The following is a 14,574-nucleotide window of genomic DNA, read 5'->3' as shown; positions in this document are numbered from 1 at the left end:
ACTTGCTTTTTCAATGTATCCACGATAAGAAAAGCGGAACGATAACTAAACTAGCTCCTGCTGTTAAAAGCATGGATAAACTGGCGATAGTTCCTTCTACAGGCCCGATTTCAAATGCTTTTGATGTACCGGTTCCATTTGCGCTTGTTCCTAACATAATACCTTTTGCAATTGCTGTTTTAATACGGCAAATACGGATAAGAGAAGGACCAAGCAATGCTCCTGTTAACGCAGTTAAAACAACAAATACCGCTGTTAATTGTGACATACCACCAATCATTTCTGAAATGGCCATTGCAATTGGCGTCGTTACAATATGAGGTGCTAAACTATGTTCTAGTGTTGAATCAATCTGAAAATAATTTGCTAGTAGTGCTGAAGTAATAACGGATAAAAACGAACCGACAATGACGTTAAGTAAGATAGCAATTCCATGTTTCTTGAGTAAATCAAAGTATTTATAGATTGGCCATGCAAAAGCAACTGTTGCAGGTTTTAATAATTCTGTTAACCAGTGGCCTCCAGTTTCATAAGTTTCATAAGATGTGTCTAGTCCGAGTAATAAAGCGATTAAAATAATAGGACAGACGAGAAGAGGAGAAAGTAAGCTCCAATTCCAGCGTTGATACATTTTCTTCGATATCCAATATGTTAATAGTGTTAATAGTAAACAAAGAAAGCCGATCATTGCACGGATCCTTTCCGCTTTAGTAGCAATTCTGTTAAGAGTCCTGTAACGAGAGTGACACAAAGTGTACTAATCATAATAATTAAAATGAGATCGATTCCATATTGTGATAGTGTATCTTTGTAGCGTATGACAGCGACTGCAGAAGGAATGAAAAATAAAATAAGTTCTTTTAATAAAAAGTCTGCACCGTCCTGTATCCACTCTTTTTTCACTAAGTTAAATTTTAATGAGATTAATAATAAAAAAATACCGATAATACTTCCTGGAACTGGGAGGTGTGCCTGTTTTGCAATCCATTCACCTGTCCAAGCGAAACAAAATAATAGTAAAATTTGTCCGCTTAATTTCCACCATTTCATACAGTAACCACCTCTTTCTTTTTTTACATAAAAATTGTAAAAAAGAATTAACAATTTCTACTATACGTTCATTCGAAAAATTTGTCTAATATATAAATTGTATGTTATTAATATATTAGACGTATTAATTGAAATGGAAAAGGGTGTCCAAAATGGAATTACGGCATTTGCAATATTTTGTTGTAGTGGCAGAGGAGTTACACTTTGGACGAGCGGCTGCTCGTTTACAAATGACACAACCACCGCTTAGTCAACAAATTCAGCAATTAGAAAAAGAAATGGGAGTTATGTTATTTTCAAGAACGAAGAGAAAGGTTGAATTAACAGAAGCTGGAGAAATGTTTTTGAAAGAAGTAAAAAAAGCGTTCGAACAAATTGAAAAAGCGGTAGAGATTGCACAAAGTGCCCAAAGGGGAGAAGTGGGCTCACTTTCAATTGGTTTTGTAGGTGCGGCGATATATGATATTTTACCATCTATCGTAAGGGAGTATAGAAAGAAATTTCCGAGGGTGTCTGTTGCATTACATGAATTATCTACTCCAGATCAAGTGCATGCACTTCATGATAATCGTATTGATATTGGATTTTTGCGTCCACCAATTCCAACACAATTATTAGAATTAGAGCCAATTCAAAAACTATCTTGTACGTTATGTTTACCGAAGGCTCATCCACTTGCAGAGAAAGATGAAATACATATAGAAGATTTACGGAATGAACCGTTTGTGTTTATTACAAGACCAGTATGGCCAGCTTTGTATGATACAATTTTATCCCTTTGTAGAGAAGTTGGATTTAGCCCGCGTATTGTGCAAGAAGCAACGGAATATCAAACAGTTATGGGACTTGTAGCAGCAGGGATTGGAATTACAGTAATACCCGTATCGGCAAATAAATTATATAAAACAGAAGTTGTATATAAAGAGCTATATGATTCTAATTTTGTTGCAGAAATGTCAGTGGCTTATAAAAAAATGAACAGCAATCCAGAGCTTTTAGAGTTTTTAAAGATCGCAAGAGAGAAGAAAAGAATAGAAGTTGAGGATGAGATTAATTAATTTGTTTAAAAGTACACCTCGTTAAACAACGAAGCGGAAATGCACTGAATCGCATTTCCGCTTTATTGTGCTTTTTTAGCTCTATACTAAAGAGATAAACATGTTCATTTTCTTGTAATAATTGATCAATAGCGGTTTTTTCTTCAAGTATTGGCACTCTTATGGTTTCTTTATTTGTTTTTATTATAGCGGCTAAAGGTGTTCTTTGATTGTATTTTAAGTTTATAGCAGATTGAATCGTAGTAGATGCAGAGCTGTTTACACTTGGAGGCAATTCTTCAGGAACGAGCATTGAACTACCTTCAATATTAACATACCAATGTTTTTGCTTTTGTACATCTTTATCGAGTTGGAAATGTGGTGGTAAAAAAGAAAGCTTTACTTTCTTTTTTGAAAAATGTGAGGAAGTTATATTAGCAATTTCGTTTGTTTTTTTACCGTTTTGATAATAATCAATCGTAGCGTTTATTTCATCTTTCTCATTTTTAAGCGTAACACTATAAAACATGCTATTACCTTCTTGAAAAGGAGTCATTTGTAAATTAGCAGATTGTTCTTTTGTTAATTTGTATGGCTTAACAATGGAAAATTCATTGTTTTTTAGTGGACTACAACTTGTAAGAAATAATAAAGACAAGATTGCTAGTAATTTTATACGCATGCAATACCTCCTATTTTTACAATTATATTCTAAATGTGATTTTTTACCATTTTGTTTTCTAGGACTAGAGACTTAGAAAAAACTCCGATTGTAGTGCGATGTTAATAATGTCATATTTTTATACACTAGTAGTATAGAATGAGTTTGTTATGAAGTAAGGTAGGGGAAAGAATGTATGTCTTTATGTCGGTTAGTGAGAAAAAATATAAGAACATTTGCTGCCAAAAGGATGAAGCAATTTATGTGGATTGCTATAAGTACTATGATTTTATTTTTTATGATATCGCTACAATTTAATGAAGTAGTTGCTGGGGAATTAGGGACTATGCTTTTATTTCAAATGTGTTTTTACACGTTGTTTATCGTAGTCATTTTCATATGTACGTTTATTACATATAAAATGACTTATTCTCTTCTGCAAGTGAGGAAAGAAGAAATTAAATCTTATGTAGCAGAGAATAGGAAGAGAAATGATGTACTATGTTTATTATGTCAGGAGCAATTATTTATTTATGGAGCAGCGTTTGTTTTTGGATTAGTTAATGGGATGTTATTTTTAAAATTATTTACGATTATCTTTATGAAAATAACAGGAATACAAGGGATAAATAGTGCACCGATTACAATATATGCAATAGTAGTAGTTAGTATAATTATGATTGTTATCCTTTTATTATCGATGGTGCAATGTTTTCGATTTGTTCAAAGTTTACAAGATAAAAATTCGTTTCATTTCAAGGAAAAGGCATGAGAAATCATGCCTTTTTCTTGAAATGCCTTTTGAGAGGACTCCCACCTCTAAACGTAAATGAAGGTGGTGAGGTGAATCGAAAGAAATATTTTATTTTCAAGAAAAACAGAAACGTACGTTCTTTTTTGCTGTAATATCCTTAACGAGGAGGTGAATAAAATGACAAAGGAAAATCCATCAAACTATAAAACTCTTCAAATTTGGATTAAAAAAGGGCATCGTATGTATTCTTATTTTCAAGAATGTTGTCATAACGCTAAGAACATGTACAACACCACAAACTTTTATATACGTCAGGTGTACACTGGATTAACACAAGAAAAAGAGTTGCAGCCTTTGCAAAAAGAAGTTTTGGATCATATTCATAAAAATATTGGTAAGATGAATGACACACAACGTCTTGCCTATCAGAAGAAATTGGAAAAAGAGAAAGTAAAGCCTAAAGAAGAACAGAAAGAGATTACATGTAATTTGTTTTCAGAACCTAATTTCGAAAAACCTTATGTAGATTACAACTTTCTAGATGCACTATTTAAGGCTATGATTCAAAATGATTATCGAGCTTTGCCTACGCAATGTAGCCAGTCCATCATGAAAGGTTTGTTCCAAAATTGGAAATCTTTTTTTGCTAGTTTAAAAGACTATAAAAAGAATCCAAACAAATATACTTTGGAATGCCTAGGATTCCAAAGTATATTCGTTCTTCTGAAAAAGAGATTCTGTATACAAACCAAGATTGCATCATTAAAAACGATAGATTTTTAAAGTTTCCAAAGACGAAATTGCAATTAAATATTGGGAAACTAGGTTTCACTGAAGGTAAACTGAAACAAGTTCGTGTGATTCCAAAATACAATGAATATGTAGTGGAATTGGTAATTGATGTTCCTTCTGAACAACAAATAATTGAAGAGAATGCACGTTATATGAGTATTGATTTAGGGATTGATAACCTTGCAACCATCGTAACAAACACAGGTATGAAACCTGTCCTTGTTAAGGGCAAACATGTCAAAAGCATAAATCAATATTACAACAAAATGAAGAGTCATTTTACAAGCATTCTTAGAAATGGAAAACAAACGAATGAAGGACCTTTTACTTCTAAAAGGATAGAAAAACTTCATCAAAAACGTTACTTGAAAATAAAAGACGTCTTCCATAAAGTTAGTCACCATATCGTAAAACTAGCTCAAGAAGAAGAAGTTTGTAAAATCGTTATTGGTCAAAACAAAAGTTGGAAACAAGAAACGAATATGGGAAAAAGAAATAACCAATCGTTTTGTCATATCCCGCACAATTTACTGATTCAAATGATTACATACAAAGCAAATGCTGTAGGCATTCAAGTTGTTGTAACTGAAGAATCATATACATCGAAAGCAAGTTTTCTAGATAACGACTTCATTCCAACGTATGGAGAAAATGACCAAAATACAACTTTTTCAGGAAAACGAATAAAGCGCGGCATATATCGTTCAGCAAATAAAACTTTAATTAATGCAGATGTAAATGCTGCGGCTAACATTTTACGAAAAGTAATCCCAAATGCATGGACAAATGGGATAGAGGGGTTAGGCGTGAAACAGCTCGCTAATGTGTTAACTCCCCTGACGTTAATCGTCCGTTAGGTCGAAACGTTAGAAACCCCCACTTCAAGCTTTGCTAAGTGGGGGAGTGTTCATTTTACACATAAAAACAATCATGTTACAGTGTAAAGACCTGACAAAGAATGGGAAGGAAAGGTTGTATAGAATGACAAATGAACAATCAATTGTAAAGGTTGAGCAGTTAACGAAGCGAATCGGTTCAAAGACACTTGTAGAAAATATTAGTTTCGAAGTTAAAAAAGGTGAAGTAGTTGGTTTGCTCGGACCAAATGGTGCTGGAAAAACGACTTTAATGAGAATGATGGTCGGCATGATTCGTATGACAGAGGGAGAAGTTTGGATTGACGGTCAATCTGTAAAACAACAATTTGAAAGTACTGCTTCTAAAATTGGAGCAGTAATTGAGACACCGGAATTTTATCCTTTTTTGAGCGGCTATGAAAATTTAACATATTTCGGACGAATGAATGGTAACGTGACAGAAGAACGTATCGATGAAGTAGTGAAATTGTTAGGGATGGGACAAGTAATTGATCGCAAAGTAAAAGCATATTCACTCGGCATGAGACAACGTTTAGGAATTGCTCAAGCGCTTATTCATGATCCAGATGTATTAATATTAGACGAACCAACGAACGGATTAGACCCTAGTGGAATACATGAAATGAGAATGTATATAAAGAAAATTGCACATGAACAAGGAAAAGCGGTACTTGTATCTAGTCATTTACTTTCAGAAGTTGAATTAATGTGTGACAGAGTTATCATTATTCAGCACGGAGAATATGTGGCGACGCAAAATATTCAGCAGCATCAAAGTGAAGAGATGGAGACAATCCGTATACGTGTAGATGATGCGAATAAAGCTGCAGAAATATTAGACCAAGATGTTCTAGTAAAAGGTAATGATTTACTTATTCATGTAAAAGATGAAGAAATCCCAAATGTGATTCGTACATTGCTTGAGAAAAATGTTCAAGTGTATCGTGTATATGAAGAAAGAAAAACGTTAGAAGAGCAATTTTTAGAATTAACAGGGGGAAAAGATATTGTTTAATTTAGTATATAACGAACTGTATAAAATATTTAAGCGAAAGCGAACGATTATTCCATTTGCAGTTATTGCAGTATTAATAATTGGACTAGGTTGGGTTACGGTCAAGTATTTAGAACCGGAAACAAAAGGGTGGAAAGCGGATTATACAGAACGTACTGTAGAGATTGAGAAAAAGCTTGGTATGAAAAAAGAAGCTATTTTAGGAGAACGATCTGGGGACGAGCTTGTAAAGGAATATCAGCTTAAGATGAAGCATTTAGATACAGATACAGCACCGGCAAGCAGTTCACCGCTTTCTTTCATGAGAGATACAGGTTTTATCGTATTTCCAATATTGCTCCCGTTTATCCTTGTGTATGCAAGTACAATTTTTGCGAATGAATATAGCTGGGGAACATATAAATTTTTAACGATCCGTCCGGCAAGTCGATTTAAAATTTTAACAGCAAAATTTTTAGCAATCGTAATATTTGCAGCGTTATTGTTTATATTTAATATGATTCTCTCTACTTTATGTGGACTTGTTATTTATAAATTCCAACAGCCTGCATGGAGTGAGTTTATTTTCCAAGATGGAAATATTATAAAACAAAATATTTTTGTAGAAGCTAGTAAGTATTATATTTTATCGTGGTTGCCGACTCTTGTGTATGCAGCATTTGCATTTATGATTTCTGTGTTAACGAGGTCTAGCGGAGGCGCGATTGGTATTTCACTATTTCTTGCTTTATCAGGAAACATTGCATTACTAGCAGCAACTAGATATGATTGGGCGAAGTACTTATTGCCAGCAAACACAGATTTATACAGTATTTCAAAGAATGGAAGTTTTATTGATGGAGTAACATTCCCGTTTGCTTCATGTATGTTATTGCTATATTTATTTGTATTTTTAAGCATTTCTTATACAGTATTTTTAAAACGTGATTTAACATAAAAAGGAGCCGTTAAGCATTTCTTAACGGCTCCTTTTTTATGCAAATTGTTTAAGTGCTTTTTCAGCCAACAAAGCGAAGTATTCTGCACTTATAGATAATGCCCGCTCGTCTACTGTAAAACCTGGATGATGCCATTCATGTGTACCACTCGTTCCCATAAAGACGAATGAACCAGGTATTTCTTGTTGATAAAAAGAAAAATCTTCTCCGGCCATTGACGGGGTAGGGGAGACGATATTTAAATTCATAGTTTCTGCAACTTGAGCCGATAAGTTTGTTAGAGATGTATCGTTATGAACGGCAGGAGGACCTGGATAAAAGCGGAATTCTGTTTTTACACCTAATGCATCAGAAACTCCTTGAATAATACGTTTCATTAGAGCTGGAATCTTTTCGCGTGTTTCTGCTTGGAAAGTGCGAACCGTTCCTTCCAACGTAGCTTTTTCAGGAATAACGTTCCACGTATTTCCTGAATGGATGTTTGTAACGCTAACAACGGTGTTATGAGAAGAACTTATATTTCGGCTTACAATTGTTTGGAGTGCCATAACAATTTGAGAGGAAGCGACAATAGGGTCTACCCCAGCGTCTGGTACAGCTGCATGTGTACCAACTCCGTGAATTTCAATTTCAAATCGATCAACTCCGGCCATCAGTGGACCATCTTTAATACCGATTGTACCTACTGGTAAATCAGGTTTATTATGCATACCGAAAATAGCTTGCACGCCATGTAAATGCCCGGCTTCAATGACTTTGCAAGCACCATTGCTACTTTCTTCAGCTGGCTGGAATATAAAGCGTACAGTTCCGCTAAGAGAAGCTTCTTTTTCCTTTAATAAATAAGCGGCCCCTATAATAGAAGCTGTATGAAAATCGTGCCCACAAGCATGCATTTTGCCGTGAATTTTTGAAGCGTACGGCAAATTTGTTTCCTCTTGGATAGGAAGGGCATCAATATCAGCACGGATTGCTATAAGCGGTCCGCTACTATTCCCTGAAATCTCAGCAATAACGCCTGTTTCTAAACTAGAATTTATAATCGTGATGTTTTTTTCTTCTAACCAGTTTTTTATAGCTTTCGTTGTTTCAAATTCTTCGTAGGATAATTCGGGATGCTCATGTAAATTTCGACGAATAGAAATCAGCGTCTCGGTTAATTGCTTTAGATTGGCTGCCACTTAGAATGACCTCTTTCTTAAATAAAGTATTTACATTAAGTATACAATAATAAAAGAGAGGATTCTCAAATGAAAATCCTCTCTCGTTTATGCTGCCAATTTTTTGTGTGTATGATGTTTACGATAACGTCCACGCATTGCATAAGCAATTTGCGGGATTGCAATCCCAATTAAAATAAGTGATACACCGAACCATTGTGAAGATAGTACAGCTTCTTTTAAAACGAATACAGACATAATTGTTGTAACTGGTAGTTCCGCAGCGCCAAGAATAGTCGCTAAGCCAGAACCAATCTTTGGAATACCAATTGTAAAGGCGATAGAAGGAATAACGATACTAAATGTTCCTAAACCTAAACCGTATTTCCAAAGTCCTTCAGAAATTGCACCGTTAAAAATAAATGTTGGAGGGAATACGATCATTACTAAAGTTAAAGCGCCAGCCATTAAGAGAACACCACGTGGTAATGAAGGTACTTCAACAGCAACTTTTCCGCTCACAAAAATGTATGTTGCAAATGTAACAGCAGATAATAAACCTAGTATGATTCCAGTCGTATCGAAATCACCTGCTGATTTTTCTAGTAAACCACTTGATAAAAATGTACCTGCAAGTAAGAAAATAACGGAAATAACTTTTTCTCTTGAAGGTAATGTTTTTGTTGAGACTGCTTCAATAATAATTCCGACCCAAACGAATTGGAATAAAAGTATAATTGCAATAGATGCTGGTACAGTTTTTAATGATGCATAATAAAAAATGCCAGTGAAGCTTGCAGACGTTCCTGCAACGAATAAAATTAACGCTTGTTTTAATGGAACACGATGTCTAGAAAATAGAAGTGTAATAGCAAGCAAAATAATCCAACCGAACATATATTGGCTGCCAATTACCTCTCCAAGTGAAAATCCTTCTGCATATGCAAGTTTAACGAAAATAGCTAAAATCCCATAACTACACGCTCCTAATAAAACTAAAAGAGAATAACGAAGCATAAAAAATTCCTCCCATCTATATGAAATTGTTCCATAACGGACATATATAACTAGAGGGAAGTATACAAAATTAAAAATAAAGGGTCAAATAAAAGAAAAGTGTGACATTTTATAGAATAATAATAAAAGTATGATATTTATGCATAATCTTGAAATTAGTAATAATAGAAGTATTGTAAAATCAGGTTTGTATTGTATAAAGACAGCATTTGAAAAAAATATTTTTTAATCAATATGTATATAGACATACTAGTAACATGCTAATCATTTGAGAAACTATGTTACCTTTGTTATGTTAATAACATTAGAGAGGTTTTGTAGTTTAATTGAGATTTTTCTATATAATAGAAGGAAATGAAACCGTTTTTTTAGAAACTTTGTGAAAGGGTAGTTTTTTTTATTACCACGTTGAAAAAGTGATTTCACGAATTGTTCATAGTATTTTTATATGTTTTTGCTACAATATGTAAGGAGAGGAGTGGAATAATGCAAGATATTAGTATTTTTTTAGCGTTTGGCGCCGGGTTTTTATCATTTATTTCCCCATGTTGCTTACCGCTGTATCCGGCATTTTTATCGTACATAACAGGTATGTCGGTTTCTGAGTTGAAAGAAGAAAATGCAATGCTTCGCAAAAGAAGTATGATACATACAGCGTTTTTCTTACTTGGATTTTCAATTATATTTATTGCAATTGGATTTGGTACAAGCTTTATTGGAGGCATCTTTACAAATTATAAAGATTTAATTAGACAGTTAGGTGGTATATTTATCATCGTGTTCGGTCTTATTATTGTCGGTGTGTTTAAGCCGAAGTTTTTAATGCAAGATCGTAAATTTACGTTTAAAAATCGTCCGAGTGGTTATTTTGGATCTGTTTTAATTGGTTTAGCATTTGCTGCAGGATGGACGCCTTGTACAGGACCTATTTTAGTGTCTGTAATCGGATTAGCGGCAACAAATCCAGAATCAGCAATGATTTATATGATCGCATACATACTTGGATTCGCTATCCCGTTCTTCGTACTATCATTCTTTATTACGAAAATGTCTTGGATTAAAAGAAATAGTATGAAATTCATGAAAATTGGGGGATACGTTATGATTATCATGGGTATCTTCTTATACTTTAACTGGATGACGAAAATTATCGTATATTTCTCAAGTTTATTTGGTGGTTTTACCGGTTTTTAGTATTATTCTGTGAAACTGTTGGAAATACTAACGGAAAAGCATATAATGAAAGTATATTTTGCATATAGCCACAAAAAAGGATGAGGAAATATGAACATAGTTCTTTTATCAAGTATCGTTGCTGTTTGTATGGCTGTCGGTGCGATGTTTATTCGTTTAAAAGCAGCTAAGAAACCTGCAACATTGAAAAAAATTATACTTCCGCCATTTTTTATGAGTACGGGAGCATTGATGTATGTTTTTCCTGAATTTCGATTAACTCCAGCAGAAATGTTAGAAGCAATTGGTGTTGGTTTGATTTTCTCTATTTTTCTTATTAAAACATCTAAATTTGAAATTAGAGGACAAGAGATTTATTTGAAGCGTTCAAAAGCATTTGTTTTTATATTAATTGGATTACTTGTCGTGCGGATTGTATTCAAAACATACTTAAGTCAATCCCTTGATTTAGGACAACTTAGCGGCATGTTCTTCTTACTCGCGTTCGCGATGATAGTGTCATGGAGAATTGCCATGTACCGTTCCTTTACGAAATTACAGAAGGAAATGGAAAAAGAAGATGGTTTTTATAATGAAAAAGATATGAAATTAACCTGAAGTATATATCTGTACAGAAAAAACAGCGTCAAAGACGCTGTTTTTTTATTGATATTATTAATAATTTTTTGTTCCAATTTCAACCTATAAATTGTTTAGTCTTGCGGTTAACTTGTTTGAAAAATGAAGATTATTTTGCTAATAAAGTTTTATAATTTGAATAATCAATTTCTTTTTCTTGTAGTTTTTTTACTAAAAATTTATGATCACGTTTCGGTGTAGCGATAATATACCCTTTAATAATTAAATCTTGTGTAATTTGAGAGGCTTTTTCTTGTAATGCTAGTTCTCCGATTTTTCCAGCAATTTTTGATTTAGCAACATCACGAAATAGTTCTGGAACAGGACTTACGAGCTCTTCTAACAATTGTTTTTGTTCGTCATCCCATAAATGCCTAGTTTTATTAATATAGTGCTCTTCCCAATCTAAAATAGACATACCATCTTCTTTTGGTAGTCGTTTTAAAAATTTTCTGAACATAAAGTATCCACCGATAGACATAAGTCCTAATAAAATAACAGTCCATAGCACAATAAACCAACTGAACCATCCTTCGAGCAAGTATATCCCCCCTTAATGATTGCGGTTTTCTATTATTCATATTATAAACAGTGAGATTCATAGAAAGCAAGAACGCTTGGTCATTTTGACCAAGCGTTATCATTTAAACAAAGTATAGTTGTTCCACACATAAATTATTATTATCATCTTCTACATATTCAATGATTAATGTGCCAACTTTACGATCTTTATCTTCAGTTGTGAAAATAGAGTAAGAAGTAAAACGTGCTGTTGATAGGCCGCTTATATGTGTAGGTAAAGAAATGTAGTCGTTATCGCGGAAGAATTCCATCAGTTCAATATCCTCAAATTCTTTTCGGTCAACTTGTTTGTTTGTATAGCGGCGTTGAAGTTGTTTTAAAGACTCATTCCAAGAAATTGCTTTTGTATCGTATACCATTGTTCTATCTCCTTACTGTATGTAATCATTAAGAACATACGTTCTAAACTAGTATACTCTTTTTATTAGAAAAGGGAAAGCAAAAAATAATGTAAGCTTGGATTTCCAAGCTTACATTATTGATGCGTCCGTCATAATCTCTATTTTTTATTATAAGTTAGATAAGAATAAGAAACAAGATGATATATATTTTGTTGATGGTTTTCAAAATTCTGTATATTATAGATGTACTAAAGCGCAAGGGAATGAGAGGAATGGCATATGTAATTTCACTCCAAGGACCGATGGCAAGCGGAAAAACAACATTGGCTAAAAGATTAGAGCGATGTGGACTTTCAGTTATATATGAAAATCCTTATCCAATTGTAGAAAAGCGAAAGCAATTAAATTTGGATATGAATTCAAAAGAAGGATTTATTATAAACCAAAAAATGTTTATGGAAGCAAAAATAAAGGAGTTTCAAAATGTGAAAGATTCAGTTGTCATTTTTGATCGTGGACCAGAAGACATCCTGTTCTATACACTTTTTTATCCAACGATTATAGGGGAAGAATGGGATATAGAAACTGAATTGAAAGATGAATTATATAAATTAAGAGAATGTCGTTCAGATGCAATTTTTTATTTAGAAGTGACGAAAAAGAATGTATATGATAGAAAAAATAATGATAGGACAAGAAAACGAAGTACATTTGAGGAGCAATTTAAATTAGTAGAAGCTGAAAAAGAATGGTATAAACAATTTCCTGTAACTTATGTGGACACGAATACATTAACAGTGGATGAGCTAGAAGCATATTTTATGGGCTGGTTAAAGGAGAAAGGACTATGAAAAAAATAATATTATTCGTATACCCAACATTTGCGGAGTTTGAAATTACAGTAGCAACAGCATTGCTGAAAAAGAAATATGAAATCATTACTGCGGGCTTAACAAAAGAGTTGATTATAAGTGAAACAGGCTTGAAAGTACAACCGCATATGGAATTAAGTGAAGTGCGTGTAGATGAATATGAGGGGATTATTATTCCAGGCGGAGATGCGATACATATGAAGGGGGCAGAAGTACTCTTTTCAGTCATTCGTCAATTTCATGAACAAGAAAAATTAGTAGCCGCCATTTGCGCTGGACCGTATGCGATAGCAAAAGCAGGTTTATGCAAAGAAATCTCGTATACGGTGACTATGGATTATAAAAAATTAGATTGTTTTCCGGTAGAAAATTTTGTATATGAAGAAGTTGTGAAACACTCAAATATTATTACAGCACAGGGGCATGCATTTGTACCATTTGGAATAGCGATTGCCTCTTATTTTGGAGCAGCGAACGAACATAATATAAATTTTTACGGTGGTAAGGGCAATATGATGATGGAGAAACTTTTACCTGAGAATGTATAAAAGCTAGCATTTGCTAGCTTTTTTCTTTTTTACATCGATAAATGGCTAACGTTTTCGGATCGCGCCATATACCGTTATGAAGTGACAATTCATTTTCTACTTCTTCTTTTAGCCATTCCTTCATTTCGGCGTGAAGATATGTATTATCAGGTATATTTAGCGATGGAAACATGCTAGAAATATAGTTTACAATCGGAGTAGCATGATGAAAAACGAGAGCATTATGAATAACTGTTTCTTCAACAGTTGGAAAAACAGACTGTAATATCTCTTTACCATTTTCTAAACAAAATGGAGTGACTGATGATGTTGTTTTCGGTAAATCAAATGCGTCTAACATGTGGTTACACATTTCAACTATACGAGGTAATGTAACGTCAGAATTTGTTGTAGCTAAAAGTGAGCCACCAGGACGAATTACTTTATGGAATCCTTGAACTGTTTTTTCAACATTTTTCATGTGATATAACATATGTCTTGCGACGATCCAGTCGTAGCAATTAGCTTCAAAAGGAAGATTACCAGCATCACCTAATCTCCATTCAATTATGTTATTTTTTATTGCAGCTTCAGAAAGCATCGTTTTCGATTGATCAAAACCGGTTAGTTGTCCTTTGTGACCGTTAGTTTGTAAAAGAGAAAGAAAATTCCCGTTAGCGCATCCAACCTCTAATATTTTTTCGTCTCCTTGAAGTTGTAAGTGTTCCATGACGAATTCATCTAAATTCACTTGTTTTTCTTCGAAATGTTTATGCGTATCGATACGAGTTTGTAAATGGTTGCTTACGTTGTATTGGCGTTTTACATCATTCATTTTTTCACATTCCACCTTCGTGCAAAATTGCTGAATCGCATGTGTTAATACGTCGGTTTTCTTTAAACCTTCATATTGGAGTGCAGATTCAAACCTTTCAAGTAATTTTTCTTCAATTCGAAAATGAATATCTTTTCGCTTCGTCATTGAAATATCGCTCCTTTGCATCTGTTAGTGAGACTATAGCACGCCTGGAAAATTTGTGTAAATAATTTGTGTACACAAATAGAGGAGATGAAAAAATTATTTGAATGTGAGTTTAAACTATTGACGATTTAACCGTTTTCATATATTCTTAAATTA

The 14,574-nt window shown here is 33.6% G+C and carries 15 protein-coding genes and 2 pseudogenes; 9 read left to right on the top strand and 8 right to left on the bottom strand.

All coding sequences use genetic code 11. From position 1 onward, the window contains the following. Positions 1-10: 10 nt before the first annotated feature. Entirely contained in the window at positions 11-688 is a 678-nt protein-coding gene (locus tag ATN06_RS18610) for an LrgB family protein (RefSeq protein WP_060631871.1), read from the bottom strand. Then, a complete protein-coding gene (locus ATN06_RS18605) occupies positions 685-1,050 on the bottom strand; it encodes a CidA/LrgA family holin-like protein (RefSeq protein ID WP_000872364.1) in 366 nt (121 codons plus the stop codon). Before ATN06_RS18605 ends, ATN06_RS18610 begins: the two co-directional genes overlap by 4 nt. 152 nt (positions 1,051-1,202) lie before the next feature. On the opposite strand from ATN06_RS18605, the gene alsR reads away from it, so the two are divergent. Beyond that, positions 1,203-2,108, top strand: a complete 906-nt coding sequence (gene alsR / locus ATN06_RS18600; RefSeq protein ID WP_060631870.1) for an acetoin biosynthesis transcriptional regulator AlsR — start codon at positions 1,203-1,205, stop codon at positions 2,106-2,108. Between the two features lie 70 nt (positions 2,109-2,178). On the opposite strand, the pseudogene ATN06_RS18595 reads toward alsR, so the two are convergent. Continuing rightward, positions 2,179-2,769, bottom strand: a pseudogene (locus ATN06_RS18595) (histidine kinase); the annotation flags it as partial. 175 nt (positions 2,770-2,944) lie between these two features. Here ATN06_RS18595 and ATN06_RS18590 point away from each other — a divergent pair. The 4 genes and pseudogenes from ATN06_RS18590 (at position 2,945) to ATN06_RS18575 (ending at position 7,124) form a co-directional block, all read left to right on the top strand. Continuing rightward, positions 2,945-3,520 carry an FtsX-like permease family protein gene (locus ATN06_RS18590; RefSeq protein ID WP_060631869.1) on the top strand — a complete coding sequence of 192 codons (576 nt, stop codon included), beginning with the start codon at positions 2,945-2,947 and terminating at the stop codon, positions 3,518-3,520. Positions 3,521-3,679: 159 nt separating this feature from the next. After that, positions 3,680-5,151, top strand: a pseudogene (locus ATN06_RS18585) (RNA-guided endonuclease InsQ/TnpB family protein). A gap of 124 nt (positions 5,152-5,275) precedes the next feature. Continuing rightward, positions 5,276-6,187: an ABC transporter ATP-binding protein gene (locus ATN06_RS18580; RefSeq protein ID WP_060631868.1), complete on the top strand. Its 912-nt coding sequence runs from the start codon at positions 5,276-5,278 to the stop codon at positions 6,185-6,187. Further along, positions 6,180-7,124 carry an ABC transporter permease gene (locus ATN06_RS18575; protein ID WP_060631867.1) on the top strand — a complete coding sequence of 315 codons (945 nt, stop codon included), beginning with the start codon at positions 6,180-6,182 and terminating at the stop codon, positions 7,122-7,124. The genes ATN06_RS18580 and ATN06_RS18575 overlap by 8 nt, the downstream gene beginning before the upstream one ends. A gap of 36 nt (positions 7,125-7,160) precedes the next feature. On the opposite strand, the gene ATN06_RS18570 is transcribed toward ATN06_RS18575, so the two are convergent. Next, positions 7,161-8,306 (bottom strand): M20 peptidase aminoacylase family protein, encoded by a 1,146-nt coding sequence (locus ATN06_RS18570; protein ID WP_060631866.1) that lies wholly within the window; start codon positions 8,304-8,306, stop codon positions 7,161-7,163. An 87-nt stretch (positions 8,307-8,393) separates the two neighbouring features. Next, positions 8,394-9,302, bottom strand: coding sequence for an EamA family transporter (locus tag ATN06_RS18565; protein ID WP_060631865.1), 909 nt, complete (start codon positions 9,300-9,302; stop codon positions 8,394-8,396). 486 nt (positions 9,303-9,788) lie between these two features. Here ATN06_RS18565 and ccdA point away from each other — a divergent pair, with 486 nt between their 5' ends. Both ccdA and ATN06_RS18555 read left to right on the top strand, forming a co-directional pair. Then, entirely contained in the window at positions 9,789-10,496 is a 708-nt protein-coding gene (ccdA, locus tag ATN06_RS18560; protein ID WP_001152683.1) for a cytochrome c-type biogenesis protein CcdA, read from the top strand. 90 nt (positions 10,497-10,586) lie between these two features. Continuing rightward, complete coding sequence (locus ATN06_RS18555) at positions 10,587-11,093, top strand: CcdC family protein (RefSeq protein ID WP_001028440.1); 507 nt, start codon at positions 10,587-10,589, stop codon at positions 11,091-11,093. 130 nt (positions 11,094-11,223) lie between these two features. On the opposite strand, the gene ATN06_RS18550 is transcribed toward ATN06_RS18555, so the two are convergent. Beyond that, positions 11,224-11,655, bottom strand: a complete 432-nt coding sequence (locus tag ATN06_RS18550) for a DUF2621 domain-containing protein (protein WP_000889382.1) — start codon at positions 11,653-11,655, stop codon at positions 11,224-11,226. Between the two features lie 103 nt (positions 11,656-11,758). Then, complete coding sequence (locus ATN06_RS18545) at positions 11,759-12,055, bottom strand: hypothetical protein (RefSeq protein WP_000262403.1); 297 nt, start codon at positions 12,053-12,055, stop codon at positions 11,759-11,761. Positions 12,056-12,300: 245 nt separating this feature from the next. Here ATN06_RS18545 and ATN06_RS18535 point away from each other — a divergent pair, with 245 nt between their 5' ends. Further along, a complete protein-coding gene (locus ATN06_RS18535; RefSeq protein WP_110093254.1) occupies positions 12,301-12,888 on the top strand; it encodes an AAA family ATPase in 588 nt (195 codons plus the stop codon). Continuing rightward, on the top strand, positions 12,885-13,457 hold the full coding sequence (locus ATN06_RS18530; RefSeq protein ID WP_060631862.1) for a DJ-1/PfpI family protein: 573 nt from the start codon (positions 12,885-12,887) through the stop codon (positions 13,455-13,457). Before ATN06_RS18535 ends, ATN06_RS18530 begins: the two co-directional genes overlap by 4 nt. Before the next feature lie 13 nt (positions 13,458-13,470). Here ATN06_RS18530 and ATN06_RS18525 read toward each other — a convergent pair whose 3' ends face one another. Beyond that, positions 13,471-14,418 (bottom strand): class I SAM-dependent methyltransferase, encoded by a 948-nt coding sequence (locus tag ATN06_RS18525; protein WP_060631861.1) that lies wholly within the window; start codon positions 14,416-14,418, stop codon positions 13,471-13,473. Between the last annotated feature and the right edge of the window lie 156 nt (positions 14,419-14,574).

Origin of the sequence: Bacillus thuringiensis (assembly GCF_001455345.1) — a bacterium.
Classification (GTDB): Bacteria; Bacillota; Bacilli; order Bacillales; family Bacillaceae_G; genus Bacillus_A; species Bacillus_A thuringiensis_N.
Note: the sequence above shows the minus strand (reverse complement) of the source record. Positions and strands in the feature narration are given on the sequence as shown.

What these genes read in the sequence shown, in the direction of transcription:
- ATN06_RS18610 (WP_060631871.1), bottom strand. Translation starts at nt 688, where the DNA reads ATGATCGGCTTTCTTTGTTTACTATTAACACTATTAACATATTGGATA.
- ATN06_RS18605 (WP_000872364.1), bottom strand. Translation starts at nt 1,050, where the DNA reads ATGAAATGGTGGAAATTAAGCGGACAAATTTTACTATTATTTTGTTTC.
- alsR (WP_060631870.1), top strand. Translation starts at nt 1,203, where the DNA reads ATGGAATTACGGCATTTGCAATATTTTGTTGTAGTGGCAGAGGAGTTA.
- ATN06_RS18590 (WP_060631869.1), top strand. Translation starts at nt 2,945, where the DNA reads ATGTCTTTATGTCGGTTAGTGAGAAAAAATATAAGAACATTTGCTGCC.
- ATN06_RS18580 (WP_060631868.1), top strand. Translation starts at nt 5,276, where the DNA reads ATGACAAATGAACAATCAATTGTAAAGGTTGAGCAGTTAACGAAGCGA.
- ATN06_RS18565 (WP_060631865.1), bottom strand. Translation starts at nt 9,302, where the DNA reads ATGCTTCGTTATTCTCTTTTAGTTTTATTAGGAGCGTGTAGTTATGGG.
- ccdA (WP_001152683.1), top strand. Translation starts at nt 9,789, where the DNA reads ATGCAAGATATTAGTATTTTTTTAGCGTTTGGCGCCGGGTTTTTATCA.
- ATN06_RS18555 (WP_001028440.1), top strand. Translation starts at nt 10,587, where the DNA reads ATGAACATAGTTCTTTTATCAAGTATCGTTGCTGTTTGTATGGCTGTC.
- ATN06_RS18545 (WP_000262403.1), bottom strand. Translation starts at nt 12,055, where the DNA reads ATGGTATACGATACAAAAGCAATTTCTTGGAATGAGTCTTTAAAACAA.
- ATN06_RS18535 (WP_110093254.1), top strand. Translation starts at nt 12,301, where the DNA reads ATGAGAGGAATGGCATATGTAATTTCACTCCAAGGACCGATGGCAAGC.
- ATN06_RS18530 (WP_060631862.1), top strand. Translation starts at nt 12,885, where the DNA reads ATGAAAAAAATAATATTATTCGTATACCCAACATTTGCGGAGTTTGAA.
- ATN06_RS18525 (WP_060631861.1), bottom strand. Translation starts at nt 14,418, where the DNA reads ATGACGAAGCGAAAAGATATTCATTTTCGAATTGAAGAAAAATTACTT.